Here is a 12,877-nt window from a genome sequence, read left to right on the forward strand (position 1 = left end):
CCCTGCCGCTATTTACATATCCAGTCAGTCCTGGCATAATTTCACCCGTTATTGGTTTTGCATGAACTCGTAACTTGGCTGGACAGTGCTCGCTGCCAGCCACCCCTCATCATGCGACATCCGTTCAAATGCCGCTTTCGTTTCCAGAAACGCTGATACTGCCTCGTTAATCTCTTTGATGATCAGCGCCGGAGCAGCTCCTAGATTTACGGCGTTTACAGCTTTGATCCCTTCTTTCGCCGCACGTGCTGCCAGCAGTATCGGATCGCCCGGCGATTCGATATGCGCACGCCGCTCAGCAGGTAGCGCCGCCAGCGCCGCAGGCTTTAACTGCTCCGCCAGTACGCGGTAGCGTGGCCCATCACACCCGCGCAGAATCCGCCTGACGCGCTGAATGACGTTTTTCAGTGCCAGCTCTGACGTTGCAACAGGCAAAATGTCACCGCCGCCGCTGGCGTGATACTGCTCTGCAATCGCCAGCGCCACGGTTTTCCATCCTGCCGCCAGCGCCCACGCCTCGATCTCATCAGCTACGGCTTCAACCGGCGGACTGATTTTCATGATTCAGTTCCTTCTTACGTTTTGCCCTAATGTATTGGTTGTAAATTTCAGGGTCATATTGCAAAACACCATGAGAGGCCAGCTGTAGCCGCATCGCATTTTTTTCAGGCACTAAATCACCCCAAACGGAAACAGAAGACGCAGCCACGCCAGCAGCCCTTGCCAGCTTGGATTTACTCCCGAAAAACTCAATTGCATCTTTTTTAAACACCTACACACCCTCCTTAGGTTTTCCTAAAAATACTATGTTGTAGGGAATTTTAAGTCAAGAGGCTATTAGAATTACCTAATATGGAAAAAGATAATTTTGGGGCGCGCCTGCTTAGGCGACGCAAAGAGCTAAAACTTTCCCAGGCCGCATTAGGCAAACTGGTGAAAGTCGCGCACGTTACAATCTCGCAATGGGAACGTGGAGAGACTCAGCCCACCGGAGAACGCTTGTTTGCATTAAGTAAGGGCCTGCAATGTACTCCTGCCTGGCTGCTATTCGGCGAGGATACGCAGGAGCCAGGGGAGCCACTACCAGTCGAAGAGCAACGAGAGCTGACTGAAACCCAACTGGAATTGCTGGATTTATTTGATGCGCTCCCTGTCTCTGATCAGCAAGGATTCCTGAATGAGCTTCGGGCCAGAAACGAAAACAACAGTAAGCGCCTCCAAGAACTCCTTGAAGCGGAAAAGCGCAGAAGAAAATCTCAAGGTAAGTAACCCAACTTCTTAGTTAATTATCAATAGCTTGATTCTTCTCGTCTTAAAATTTAGGTTTTTCTACAAAAAACACCTTGTCACAAACCTTCGGTTATTCTAAATTAATCCCATCGACAGCAATCACGGCTCAGTGATTACTCAGCAAATGTTCCGCCAGCCGGGCGTAACGGCACGCTCTTTAACAATTTGGTTTTCTGCCCTTAGTGGGCTTCGGGGTGTGGTGAGGTGTGCTTAAGCAAGCTGCAGCGCCGGTCGACGCAAAGACCAGTAAATCGACTGTGTCACAGCTACTGGTGACCAATACAAAAACAGAGCGGCTGGAAATAAGCGAGTTAGCGCCTCGGTGTCTCATCGCACCACCGAAGCTTATTACAGGAGGAAATATGCAGTTTTACGGAACAACACACCTGCCACGCGACAACGTGCAACCAGGAATGCTGGTACGCCACAAAGGCCGCACATGGCGCGCTTCTGCAAACGTGATGCAGGGGCTGTATCTGGATTCGCTGGCAGTGAAAACGCGGGTTACTGATGAGCTGATCGAGGTCTGTCTTGATCATCGCGGGCAACCCGCAACGCATTAAGAAAAAACCCGCCGAAGCGGGTCTTTAATCCGGCTGACCGTCGAAAGCAAGCCGGAACAACGCCAGGCGGCATTGCACAGAGCCTGGATATTACAACCAGTTTCAGGAAATCGCAAATGAACGCATACATGATTCAGGAGCGCCATAAAGAACAGTTGGACGCTGGCGAACAGGCCGAAGCTCAGCGCATGGCGCGCATTGATAGCCTGGCGGCAGACATTGCCGACAAATACCCGGAAACGGCGACAGAGTTTGCAGCGATGCATAACCTGCCGATCGAGCAACGTCTGTTTATGCGCAGCGACAAAGCCCAGGACGCATACGCTGAATTTGTTGACCAGCTGGCGCGCCTGCAAGCGGAGGAACTCGACAGCCTCATTCAGATCGGGTTCATGGAGGCCGTCTGATGGAGCCAGGCGTTTACTTCAACCTCAGCAACGCTGATTACCACGCCGGGTCCGGCGTGAGTAAATCGCAGCTGGACATGGTGGCGCTTAGTCCGGCGCTACTGCGGTGGCAGGAATCCGCGCCGGTGGATGAAGAAAAATTACAGGCGCTGGACATGGGCACAGCCCTTCACTGCCTGTTGCTGGAGCCTGACGAGTTTGATAAGCGCTTCATCGTGGCACCAACATTCAACCGGCGAACCACAGCGGGTAAAGCGGCTGAAGCTGAGTTTCTTACTGAGTGTAGGGGCATGGGCATGACTGTCATGGATGCCGAACAGGGACGGAAGCTGAAACTGATGCGCGACAGCGCACTCGCCCATCCCGCGGCGCGCTGGCTGCTCGAGGCTGAGGGGCATTGTGAAGCATCGCTTTACTGGAACGATGACGAGACAGGCGAACTGTGCCGCATCCGGCCTGACAAATTCCTGAAATGGCAGCCTGTGGTTATTGATGTGAAGAAAGTGGCTGACATGGCCCGCTTTGCGACACACGTCGCCGAGTTCCGCTATCACGTCCAGGACGCGTTCTATCGCGAAGGTTTTCAGCAGCAACGCACTACGCCGAATATCCTCTTTTCGTTTTTATCGCGGTTAGCGAGTCGATCGATTGTGGTCGCTACCCCGTCCGTGTATTCCAGCTCAGCGAAGACGACGTGGCCGCAGGCTATGACGCGTTCCGGCGCGATCTGCGCGCTTACCACGAGTGCCGCGAAACGGATAACTGGGGAGGCATTGAAGAGATTACGCGCCCGGAATGGGCCAAAAGAAAGGATCTGTTATGAGCAATGAAATTATCCAGGCGCCGGTTAATGAGGCTGACACCAAAGCAGCCATTTTCAGCCCGACCGGCCTGCAAAAGCTGCATGCGTTCGCCGAGGTCATGGCAATGGGCAAAGCTACCGTACCAGCACACCTGTCCGGTAAACCGGCTGACTGTCTGGCAGTAGCACTACAGGCAGCACAATGGGGCATGAATCCCTACGCTGTGGCGCAAAAAACACATCTGGTTAACGGCACCCTGGGCTATGAGGCACAGCTGGTAAACGCAGTGATCACCAGTTCTACCGCCGTCCAGGGCCGCTTTAAATACGAATACGGCGGGCCGTGGGATAAATTTCGCCCCGGCGAAAAAAACCCGGCAGCAGAAAAAGGGCTGTGCGTCCGCGTTGGCGCGGTGCTGCGCGGCGAAACAGAGATTACCTGGGGCGAGCCTCTGTATATGGAGTTCGTTACAACGCGCAATTCACCACTCTGGAAAACGGCGCCGAAACAGCAACTAGCGTATCTGGCCGTCAAATACTGGGCGCGCCTCTACTGCCCTGACGTGATCCTGGGCGTCTATACCCCGGACGAATTCGAGCCTTCACAGCGCGCTGAACGCGACGTCACCCCGGCACGTTCCCGGCAGGAATTAAACAACCTGATCAACAGCAAACCGCAGCCGGAACACGAAATTAACGCAGAAGCCAGCCCACCGCAGCGCACGCCGGACGAATTACTGGCTGATTTCACTGAGGCAGCAAGCAAAGCCAAAGATGTCGCGGAGCTGGATAAGTGCTACCGCTACGCGGCCCGGCTGCTGGCAGCGGATACAGAACGCCTGAGCGCGGCGACAGACGTTTACCAGATCCGCAAAGATGAAATGCAGGGGGCGGTGTGAACCACAGCAAAGACGCAATCCGGGTCGGGCGCATCGCCCTTCCCTACAGTCGCAAGGAACGCGGCTGGGTAACGCCATCGGGAAAAGTTATTCGCAATCCTCTTCGGGCTCAGCGAGCGGCAGAACTAATCAACGACGTAGTGAACAGACCAAGGAGATAAACGTGGCTGATTATGGAGGCAGTAACACCCCCATAGAACAACGCGACTGCTGGCGCACGCCACCGGAGATATTTGCAGCGCTGAATGCAGAATTCAACTTCCAGCTTGACGCAGCGGCCAGCGAACATAACACGCTCTGCCCGTTTTTCATCACCGAACAACAGAATGCCCTGACAACAGACTGGTCTGCGGCAATGGCCTATGGCGGCGGGTATGTGTGGCTCAATCCACCATATAGCGACATCGGCCCATTTGTCCGTAAAGCGGCTGACGAAAAAACGTTTGCGGGCCTGGGTTGCGTGATGCTCGTTCCGTCCGATCCGTCAGTCGGCTGGTTCAAGGAGGCAGAGGAAACGGCCAGCGAAATCAGACTAATTACCGGCGGCAGGCTGGCATTCGTTAACCCGATTACAGGTAAGCCGGTTGGCGGCAACAGCAAAGGCTCATGCCTGCTGATCTGGCATCCGTGGCCACGTACTCACTGCCGCATTTCGACAGTACGCCGCGATGCCCTGATGTCGTACGGCACCAAATTATTAGCCAGCAAGGAACACGCCGCGTGACGCCCGAAACAGCAAACGCGCTGCGACAGGAGAAATTATGGAATTGATGATTGGAATAACGATCGGGCTGTTTATCGGCATGGCGTCAGGTGTAGCAGCAGTGATTTTGATTGCAATGGCAGGCAATGAACTGAAGGGACAACAGCAATGACTGACATTACAGAATTAACAAAACGTATGCGCGAAGCGGCAGAGAAATGCATTGAGCAGGAGCCGTTAAAACTCGTCGAATATCACGGAAAATTATATCTGCGCAATAAATCCGGTATTGTTTTTACAGTGTCCTGTGATGCGTCAAATCCCGATTTCACAGCTGAAAATGAAAATTACGCACGATTAGCTGAATCGGTTAGCGCAAATAACGCTATCGCGCTACTCGACGCCCTGTCGCAACGTGACGCGCAGATAGCTGAATTACGCGAGCAGATAGCAGAGTTGCGCGAGCAAGAGATTAAACCCGCTGGAATGCAATTCATTACTGAGGCTATCGGCGCTCATGGCTATATCGTGGGATGCATGCGGCAAAACAGACCTGATTTAGCCCTGGAAGAATCATTGAAGTGGGTGAAGGTATTCGGGCAAGCCGCTGAGCTGATGGAGGGGAAATGATGGCTAAACGCATAAGTAATCGAATTGCCCGCCGTACGCTCGGAATGACGCACTGGCACAGTAATACACGAATCATGACGCGCTCAGGTGCATTAGTGCAGGTTCACGCATCTCGTCGGCAGGCCAGGCGTAATATCCGCGAATGCGAAATATTAAACGCATGGACTGGACTCATTGAAAGCGCCAGGGAGGGGAAATGATGGACATTCAGAATTTAATCAAGCACGAAATTGGCGATTTTTTTGCGGGATTCGGTGGGCTGGGTGAGCCGGATATTTATAACGGTGATGCACAGCGCGAACTGACACGGCGAATTTTGCCTATCGTTGCAGAGCTACAGCAGCGAGTCGAGAAAGCCGAGACGACGCTGACAGAGCTGGCGCAGCAGGAGCCGGTTGCAGTACCTGACCACATCACGTATGTGAAAAATTTAGACATGGGCCTGGGGTGGGCTAATGATGACAACTCGCCGATATCCCACACTGCGAGAATTCTAGCGACTGAACTAAAATTCTGGCGCAGCAAGCCGCTATTCACCCGCCCCGCGCCGCCAGCGCCGTTTGTTGTGAGGTTGTCGGAACACGGGTTTATGTCCAACGGCAATCCAGGCTGGGAATGTAATGATGTGCGTGCGGCAATCAAAGCAGCTGGCGGAGAGGTGGCAGAATGAAAATGACCAATGAGAAACGACAGGCGCTGATTAAACAGCTACAGGGTTATATCGATAACATAGATGATGGGTATGATGTTTTTGTTCCGCAAAGTGAATTCAGGCATATTGCAAAAATCGCCCTGGCTGCGTTAACCGCTGAGCCGGTGAAGGTGCCGGATGATAATCTGGCACGACAGACGTTTGAGAAGCACGTCAGAACCCATTATCAGTATCCAATGCTGGAACGTCACCCAGAAGGAGATGATCTGAGGGCTGGTGAATACAGAGAGATAGATCGGCAAAGGGAATGGGAAGGCTGGCTTTTGTCGTGGAGCGCCTGCCGCGCTGAAGTGCTGAGGCTAAATAAAGCGCGGTCATAACGGATAGTGATATTTAAAATTCAGTTTAGATATGCGGCCAGTGTTAAAATGCTGGCCGGTCGTGAGGTGAATAATGCAGATAACTCTGACTGAATGGGCGGATAACCATTACACAACTCCGCCTAATATAAATACCCTGCGGCGCTGGGCGCGAAACGGTAATTTTTATCCACCACCGGAAAAACACGGGAGACAATATTATATAGACCCGAATGCAATTTACGTAAAACCCAATGATTTAATGCTGGGAATGAAAATAAAAAAATCTCAAAGCGATTTACCAGCAAAAAATGACTTTATGAGAAAAGTGATTCGTGACACGGAAAAGAAAGTACGACGCCAATCTGCCTAAAAATCTGACGTACAGAAAGCAACGGAATGCTTTCTATTGGCGCAATCCGGTTACCGGGAAAGAAATTTCTCTAGGAAATTTAGCTCGTAGAGATGCGATTGCTCAGGCGATAGAGGCAAATCATTACATTGAGCAAAATTACTCCCCTGTCGCATTACTGGAAAAAATAAAAAATGAGAAGGATATAATTCTCTGCGAGTGGATAGAGAAATATGATGATTTATTGAACCGGCGAAATCTTGCAAATAACACGTATAAAATACGAAGAAATCAGCTAAAGACTATCAATGAAAAAATGGGACATTTGGCTCTGAAAGAAATTACGACGCGTCACATAGCTGAGTTCCTGGAAGAGTGGATTATTGCAGATAAAAAAACTATGGCTGGCGGTCTACGTTCAACGCTATCTGACATGTTCCGCGAAGCTGTTGTGGCGGGCCATATAGTAAGCAACCCTGTTACCCCCACAAGGGCCCCTAAAATCACAGTGCAGCGTTCGCGGTTAATCAATTTTGCACAATACCAGACTATACGTGCAGCAGCTATACAGCAGCCCCGCTGGTTTGTGTTAGCTATGGATTTAGCTCTGGTAACCGGCCAGCGCCGGGAGGATATTGTTAACATGCGATTCAGTGATATCCGTGAAAATCATTTGTACGTTGAACAGGGAAAAACGGGGGAGCGGATAGCGATCCCGCTGGCGTTGAAACTGAAACAGGCTGGCTTAACGCTAAGCGAAATCATTGAACGCTGCCGCACTATCAGGAAATCTGATTTTCTAATCAGCACCGGCATTCGAAAGAACAGCCCGGACGGTGCGATGCATCCTGATAATTTAACGAAGCGGTTTGCTGATGCTCGCAAAGAGGCTGGTATTGTATCGGACACTCCACCTACGTTTCATGAAATCCGAAGCCTGGCCGGGCGCATGTACGAAGCTGAATATGGTAAGGCGTTTGCTCAGCAGTTGCTGGGGCATAAATCGGAGAAAATGACGGCTAAATATCTTGATTTACGCGATGACAGTTTTACTTTAATAACGCCACCGGAGAAAAAGACCGGATATTGAAATTCGGACATATTTCGGACATTTTCGGACGGGTGGCGCATAACATATTGATTTTAAAAGAAAACAAAAAAAGACCGAATACGAATCCTATATTCGGTCCAGGGAAATGGCTCTTGTGAGAGCCGTGCGCTAAAAGTTGGCATTGATGCAGGCGATGTCGCCTTGCCTTATAAAGCATAGAACAGGCGCACGTTTTTTCCAGCCGGATGTAGCGAGCGGCAAAGAAGAATTGAACTCTGTGATGCTAACGGCAGAACTTAGCCAGGGCGCTGTCTTTTAGCGCCACCTTTGACTACAGAGAAGCGGCGCGGAACAACCGCGCCAAAACAGATCGCTACGGAGGTTAGTTGCAGAGTTTTTCCGCCCGATCGAGGATAGGTTGCAGGCTGGCTTTTTCACCCGGACGCTGCGGATCGTCATTTTGAATCACTGCAATGGACTGCACCTGGGCCTGTCCTGCCGCCACCTTTTGCTCCGCTTTTTCATTCAGAGGATATTGCATCAGCGTGCTGGGATTAATAGCAAACAGCGCATGATCTTTGGTACAGGTGAGCATCACTTCTTCACGGTTAAACGGCCACTTATCTTTACCGATCTCAAAGCGGCTCACCGTGATCACCTCCGAAGCCGCCAGTGCGCTGCTACAACATCCCAGCGCCAGTGCCAGTCCAATAATTTTCTTCATTGCGTTACCTTATTGTCTTACTTGCGCCTGGCTTTCCAGGCCTTATTTATTCGGGTTGGAGCGTTGCAAACAGGCTAACGATGACTACCACCGCAACAGCAAGCCATAGCTCAAACTGTGTTGCATGAACAAATCTCCGCTGTGCCTCACCGCCCGACTGTCGAAAACGGGGCACCAGATAATAGCGATTAAACAACGCGGTGCAGACCATTATGCCTACCAGCCCAATTTTCAGCAGCAGCCACTGTCGGTATGGATTATCGATCGGTAGCGGCCAGCCGACAATAAAAGCGGTATTGATAATGCCGCTGATTAGCGTCAGCGCCACGGCCAGGTGTCCATAACGGGAGAAACGCATCATGGTGCATATCGCTTCGCTGCGCCACGCAGGCTGTTGTGCATCGCGCATCAGCCACAACAGTGGCAACAGGCCACCAGCCCAGAAAGCCGCACCGGTTAAATGCACCGCGTGGTTAATTCGCTGTACTACGCCGGGCCAGCCGTCCTGCATGGCGGCATGCCCCACCAGCGCCAGTGTACAAAGCTGAATCAGGCCGCAAAGCAGCAGCAAACGCTGACGCGTAGCGCCCCGTCCCGCCAGAGACAGACACGCCAGCAGCGCAAACAGCAGCTGCAGCTGCCAGGCCTGACCAAAACCGGTACTCAGCACGGCTCGCCAGATACTTAGCTGAAAAACATTATGCCAGTCGCCGCTCATCAACCCGGTCTGTGCCGCCAGTATAGCCAGCGCGCTAAGCAAAGAGAGCAGCGCACAGCCGCTCAGCAACGGCATGAAGCGCTGACCAGGCAGCGGTCGATAGCGACGCGGCGCCAGCAGCACGCTGTAAGAGGCGCTGCCCACCAGCAGCATCAGCGCACCAAAATGGAGCGCACGACAGAATATATAGACAGATTCCAGCGTCATGACTATTTCACGCTGAAAGTGTAGCTTCCTTTGGTTTTATGACCGTCGACTGACAGCACGTGCCAGTTAACCTGGTAGCTGCCGCCAGCAAGCGGTTTTTCCAGCGGGACGATCAGCTGATTATGCTGTTTTGGTGCGCATTCCACCTCTGCGGTTGGCATGGTTTGCTGGTCAGCGCCGATAATCTCAACATGGCTGAATGCCGGCTCGATATCTTCTGAAAAAGTCAGCGTTAGCGCCTGTGGAGAGGCCTCAACATTCGCGTTGGCGGCAGGATATTGCGATTTAAGATGGGCATGGGCCAGCACCGCTGGAGAAAAAGCGACTGCCAGTACCAGCACGGCAGCACCGGTTAAAGCAGAGAAGCGGGTTTTCAACATGATTTCATCCTGTAAACTATCGTGGTTGTCCGCAACGAGGCCGCAGCATACCCCGCGTACAGAAGCGTGTCGAGGCAATAACGGCGATCCTGACAGGCCGCGTCGCACTTACACAAAGGAGTAAAAAATGACTAACAATCTGGCAACACTTCCACAGGAAGAGAAAGATAAAGTGAACGTAGATCTGGCTGCCGCTGGCGTTGCCTTTAAAGAACGTTACAATATGCCGGTGGTAGCGGAGCTCGTTGAGCGGGAACAGCCGGAAGCCCTGCGCGACTGGTTTCGCCAGCGTCTGATGCATCACCGACAAACCTCGCTAAATCTCTCCCGCCTGCCGTGGGAACCAAAAAGTAAATAAAGTGCGCCGCTGCGCTAAGAGGCTTTATGCTACGCGTTATTGATACCGAAACCTGCGGCTTACAGGGCGGTATCGTTGAAATCGCCTCCGTTGACGTAATTGACGGGCAAATTGTTAATCCCATGAGCGATTTGGTTTGCCCGGATCGTCCCATCAGCCGTCAGGCGATGGCAGTACATCGTATCACCGAAGCGATGGTAGCCAATAAGCCGCCGATCGAGGCGCTAATCCATCGCTATCACGGCAGCCCTTACTACGTGGCGCACAATGCCAGCTTCGATCGTCGTATGCTGCCGGAGATGCATGGCGAGTGGATATGCACCATGAAACTGGCGCGCAAGCTCTGGCCGGGATTGACCTACAGCAATCAGGCGCTGCGCGAGCACTTACGGCTGGAGGTAACACCACCGGCCGATCTGCATGCCCATCGGGCACTGTATGACTGCTACGTGACCGCTGCCCTGCTGATTCGCATTATGGAAACCTCCGGCTGGGATGCGGCGCGTATGGCTGCCGCGCTACCGGTTTCGCAGGCCGGGAGCACCGAGGTCATGCCGTTCGGGAAGTATCGCGGACAGGCGATCGCTGACGTTGCCAAACGCGATCCCGGATACCTGCGCTGGATGCTGAAAACCATACCGGATCTGAAACCTGCCCTGCGCGATGCACTGCAAAAGCAGGTTCACCAGGCGCAGGATTAGTAGCCGCTACCGCTGTGCAGCGTACCCTGCGCCAGGCCGATAATAAAAGCGAACTCCAGCGAAACGCCTTCATAGGATTTAAAGCGCCCCGATTTCCCGCCGTGTCCGGAATCCATATCGGTACAGAGCAGCAGCAGGTTCTCATCCTGTTTCAGTTCACGCAGCTTTGCTACCCATTTTGCCGGCTCCCAGTACTGTACCTGAGAATCGTGCAGCCCGGTGGTAACCAGCATATGCGGGTAGGCGTGAGCGCCGACATTGTCATAAGGGCTGTACTGCTTCATATAGTGGTAATATTGCGCGTCGTTTGGATTCCCCCACTCATCATATTCACCGGTAGTGAGCGGAATGGTTTCATCCAGCATGGTAGTCACCACATCAACAAAGGGCACCTGCGCGACAACGCCATGAAAGCGCTCCGGCTGCTGGTTAATCACCGCACCCATCAGCAGCCCGCCAGCGCTACCGCCCATCGCATACAGCCGCTGCGGATCGCCATAGCCCTGCTGCACCAGCGCATCCGTTACATCCAAAAAGTCGTTGAAGGTGTTCATCTTATTCAGCAGACGCCCATCGTCATACCACTGCTGGCCCAGTTCGCCACCGCCGCGCACGTGCACTAAGGCATAGATAAACCCCCGATCCAACAGGCTGAGACGGCTGGAGCTGAAATCCGCATCCATAATCGAACCGTAGGAGCCATATCCGTAAACCAGCATCGGATTTTTTCCCGGCTGATGATGCTGACGGTGATAAACCAGCGAAACAGGCACTTCCACCCCATCACGCACCTTGATCCACAGATGTTCACTTTTGTAGTGAGCGGAGTCGAAGCCCGCAATCTGTGTCTGCTTCAGGACGCGCCGTTCGCCGGTATCCATATCCAGTTCGAACAGCGTGGTAGGCGTGGTCATCGATGAATAGCCGTAACGTAATTTACTGGTCTCCGGCGAAGCGTTAAAGGCCAGCCAGGTGACATAAGCAGGATCGTCAAAGGCGATACCGAAGGTTTCTCCGGTGCGCCAGCAGATCTGCCGCAGGCTGGAGAGGCCGCGCTGCCGTTCCTCCACGACCAACCAGTCGCGAAACAGCTGAAAATCCTCCACAACCACATGCTCACGTGGCGCAATGATGGTTTCCCAGCGCGCTTCATCAAGATAGCTGGTGCGGTAAAGACCAAAGTTTTTGCCTTCACGGTTAGATCGCAGCCAGAAACGGTAGTCGTAATGATCGAGCGTATATTCATGCCCTTTCCGGCGCGGTACAAAAACACGCGGGCGCGCATCGGCATATTCCGCATCCAGCAGATGAATCTCCGTAGTGGTTGTGCTGTGCAGCGCAATCAGCACGAAATGTTCCGAGGTGGTTTTATGTACGCTGAGGTAAAAGGTATCGTCCGTCTCCTCATACACCAGCTCGTCCTTTTGCTGTGGCTCGCCAACGTTATGTCGCCATACCTGATAAGGCAGTAGCGTCTGTTTATCTTTACGCACGTAATAAAGCGTTTTGGAATCGTTAACCCAGGCGAAGCTGGGCGAAACATTTTCCAGCACCTCCGGATACCAGTTGCCGGTTTCCAGGTTACGGAAGCGAATACCGTACTGACGGCGCGAAAGAAAATCCTCCGCCAGCGCCATAATGCGGTTATCCGGGCTGACCTCCAGCGCCCCCATGGTATAAAACTCACTGTGCGCCGCACGTTTATTGGCATCCAGCAGCACTTCCCACTCGTCAGGCGTGGTGGTATCTGCGGGCTGGCGCAGGTAGCTGGCATACTCGTTACCGGCCTCATAGCGGCTTTGATAGCGATAGCCATTTTTTACATAGGGCACCGAATAATCCTGTTGCGGTATGCGCCCTACCATCTCCTTCAGCAAACGATCCTGTAGCGCTTTCTGCGACAGCATAACCTTATGACCATAATTATTTTCCGCATGCAGATAATCCAGTACATCCGGATCTTCGCGCTGGTCGTCGCGCAGCCAGTAATAATTATCGACGCGGGTATCGCCGTGCAGCGTCATTTCATGGGCAATTTTTTTTGCTTTCGGTGGCATCATAGCGATTACTGTTTCCAGACA

The 12,877-nt window shown here is 52.7% G+C and carries 19 protein-coding genes and 1 pseudogene; 14 read left to right on the top strand and 6 right to left on the bottom strand.

Annotation, left to right across the window (positions count from 1 at the left end):
- Positions 1 to 48 precede the first annotated feature (48 nt).
- Together C7M51_RS08020 and C7M51_RS08025 are read right to left on the bottom strand one after the other, a co-directional pair.
- Complete coding sequence (locus C7M51_RS08020) at positions 49 to 561, bottom strand: toxin YdaT family protein (protein WP_160621314.1); 513 nt, start codon at positions 559 to 561, stop codon at positions 49 to 51.
- Entirely contained in the window at positions 539 to 772 is a 234-nt protein-coding gene (locus C7M51_RS08025) for a Cro/CI family transcriptional regulator (RefSeq protein ID WP_160621315.1), read from the bottom strand. Before C7M51_RS08025 ends, C7M51_RS08020 begins: the two co-directional genes overlap by 23 nt.
- Before the next feature lie 80 nt (positions 773 to 852).
- Here C7M51_RS08025 and C7M51_RS08030 point away from each other — a divergent pair, with 80 nt between their 5' ends.
- The 12 genes and pseudogenes from C7M51_RS08030 to C7M51_RS08085 all read left to right on the top strand — a co-directional run bounded on the left by C7M51_RS08030 (position 853) and on the right by C7M51_RS08085 (position 7,747).
- Positions 853 to 1,269 carry a helix-turn-helix domain-containing protein gene (locus C7M51_RS08030; RefSeq protein ID WP_160621316.1) on the top strand — a complete coding sequence of 139 codons (417 nt, stop codon included), beginning with the start codon at positions 853 to 855 and terminating at the stop codon, positions 1,267 to 1,269.
- A 383-nt stretch (positions 1,270 to 1,652) separates the two neighbouring features.
- Positions 1,653 to 1,853 (top strand): cell division protein FtsZ, encoded by a 201-nt coding sequence (locus tag C7M51_RS08035; protein WP_160621317.1) that lies wholly within the window; start codon positions 1,653 to 1,655, stop codon positions 1,851 to 1,853.
- A 116-nt stretch (positions 1,854 to 1,969) separates the two neighbouring features.
- Positions 1,970 to 2,260, top strand: a complete 291-nt coding sequence (gene gamL, locus C7M51_RS08040; RefSeq protein ID WP_160621318.1) for a host nuclease inhibitor GamL — start codon at positions 1,970 to 1,972, stop codon at positions 2,258 to 2,260.
- A pseudogene (locus C7M51_RS08045) lies at positions 2,260 to 3,083 on the top strand (PD-(D/E)XK nuclease-like domain-containing protein). Before gamL ends, C7M51_RS08045 begins: the two are co-directional and overlap by 1 nt.
- The gene (locus tag C7M51_RS08050; RefSeq protein ID WP_160621319.1) at positions 3,080 to 3,961 is read left to right on the top strand and encodes a RecT family recombinase; all 882 of its coding nucleotides are present in this window, start codon (positions 3,080 to 3,082) and stop codon (positions 3,959 to 3,961) included. The pseudogene C7M51_RS08045 and the gene C7M51_RS08050 overlap by 4 nt, the downstream one beginning before the upstream one ends.
- Complete coding sequence (locus C7M51_RS08055; protein WP_160621320.1) at positions 3,958 to 4,122, top strand: DUF1317 family protein; 165 nt, start codon at positions 3,958 to 3,960, stop codon at positions 4,120 to 4,122. The genes C7M51_RS08050 and C7M51_RS08055 overlap by 4 nt, the downstream gene beginning before the upstream one ends.
- 2 nt (positions 4,123 to 4,124) lie before the next feature.
- Positions 4,125 to 4,685 carry a phage N-6-adenine-methyltransferase gene (locus C7M51_RS08060; protein WP_160621321.1) on the top strand — a complete coding sequence of 187 codons (561 nt, stop codon included), beginning with the start codon at positions 4,125 to 4,127 and terminating at the stop codon, positions 4,683 to 4,685.
- 147 nt (positions 4,686 to 4,832) lie between these two features.
- Positions 4,833 to 5,294 carry a hypothetical protein gene (locus C7M51_RS22435; RefSeq protein ID WP_244323808.1) on the top strand — a complete coding sequence of 154 codons (462 nt, stop codon included), beginning with the start codon at positions 4,833 to 4,835 and terminating at the stop codon, positions 5,292 to 5,294.
- 196 nt (positions 5,295 to 5,490) lie between these two features.
- The gene (locus tag C7M51_RS08070; protein WP_160621322.1) at positions 5,491 to 5,964 is read left to right on the top strand and encodes a hypothetical protein; all 474 of its coding nucleotides are present in this window, start codon (positions 5,491 to 5,493) and stop codon (positions 5,962 to 5,964) included.
- The gene (locus C7M51_RS08075) at positions 5,961 to 6,326 is read left to right on the top strand and encodes a hypothetical protein (RefSeq protein WP_160621323.1); all 366 of its coding nucleotides are present in this window, start codon (positions 5,961 to 5,963) and stop codon (positions 6,324 to 6,326) included. The genes C7M51_RS08070 and C7M51_RS08075 overlap by 4 nt, the downstream gene beginning before the upstream one ends.
- Before the next feature lie 73 nt (positions 6,327 to 6,399).
- Positions 6,400 to 6,678, top strand: a complete 279-nt coding sequence (locus C7M51_RS08080) for an excisionase (RefSeq protein WP_160621324.1) — start codon at positions 6,400 to 6,402, stop codon at positions 6,676 to 6,678.
- Positions 6,641 to 7,747, top strand: a complete 1,107-nt coding sequence (locus tag C7M51_RS08085; protein ID WP_160621325.1) for a tyrosine-type recombinase/integrase — start codon at positions 6,641 to 6,643, stop codon at positions 7,745 to 7,747. The genes C7M51_RS08080 and C7M51_RS08085 overlap by 38 nt, the downstream gene beginning before the upstream one ends.
- A 343-nt stretch (positions 7,748 to 8,090) precedes the next feature.
- Here the strand turns inward: C7M51_RS08085 and C7M51_RS08090 are convergent, their stop codons facing one another.
- The 3 genes from C7M51_RS08090 to yobA are packed head-to-tail and all read right to left on the bottom strand — an operon-like array spanning position 8,091 to position 9,737.
- The gene (locus C7M51_RS08090; protein WP_160621326.1) at positions 8,091 to 8,432 is read right to left on the bottom strand and encodes a YebY family protein; all 342 of its coding nucleotides are present in this window, start codon (positions 8,430 to 8,432) and stop codon (positions 8,091 to 8,093) included.
- A 46-nt stretch (positions 8,433 to 8,478) separates the two neighbouring features.
- On the bottom strand, positions 8,479 to 9,357 hold the full coding sequence (gene copD / locus C7M51_RS08095) for a copper homeostasis membrane protein CopD (RefSeq protein WP_160621327.1): 879 nt from the start codon (positions 9,355 to 9,357) through the stop codon (positions 8,479 to 8,481).
- A gap of 2 nt (positions 9,358 to 9,359) precedes the next feature.
- Complete coding sequence (gene yobA / locus C7M51_RS08100) at positions 9,360 to 9,737, bottom strand: CopC domain-containing protein YobA (protein WP_160621328.1); 378 nt, start codon at positions 9,735 to 9,737, stop codon at positions 9,360 to 9,362.
- Between the two features lie 127 nt (positions 9,738 to 9,864).
- Here yobA and C7M51_RS08105 point away from each other — a divergent pair, with 127 nt between their 5' ends.
- Positions 9,865 to 10,095, top strand: a complete 231-nt coding sequence (locus C7M51_RS08105) for a DNA polymerase III subunit theta (protein WP_160621329.1) — start codon at positions 9,865 to 9,867, stop codon at positions 10,093 to 10,095.
- A 26-nt stretch (positions 10,096 to 10,121) separates the two neighbouring features.
- Entirely contained in the window at positions 10,122 to 10,796 is a 675-nt protein-coding gene (gene exoX, locus C7M51_RS08110; protein WP_160621330.1) for an exodeoxyribonuclease X, read from the top strand.
- On the opposite strand, the gene C7M51_RS08115 is transcribed toward exoX, so the two are convergent.
- Entirely contained in the window at positions 10,793 to 12,856 is a 2,064-nt protein-coding gene (locus C7M51_RS08115; RefSeq protein WP_160621331.1) for a prolyl oligopeptidase family serine peptidase, read from the bottom strand. The two genes, exoX and C7M51_RS08115, sit on opposite strands and share 4 nt — an antisense overlap.
- Positions 12,857 to 12,877: the final 21 nt, after the last annotated feature.

The sequence above is a fragment of the Mixta intestinalis genome (assembly GCF_009914055.1).
Classification (GTDB): domain Bacteria; phylum Pseudomonadota; class Gammaproteobacteria; order Enterobacterales; family Enterobacteriaceae; genus Mixta; species Mixta intestinalis.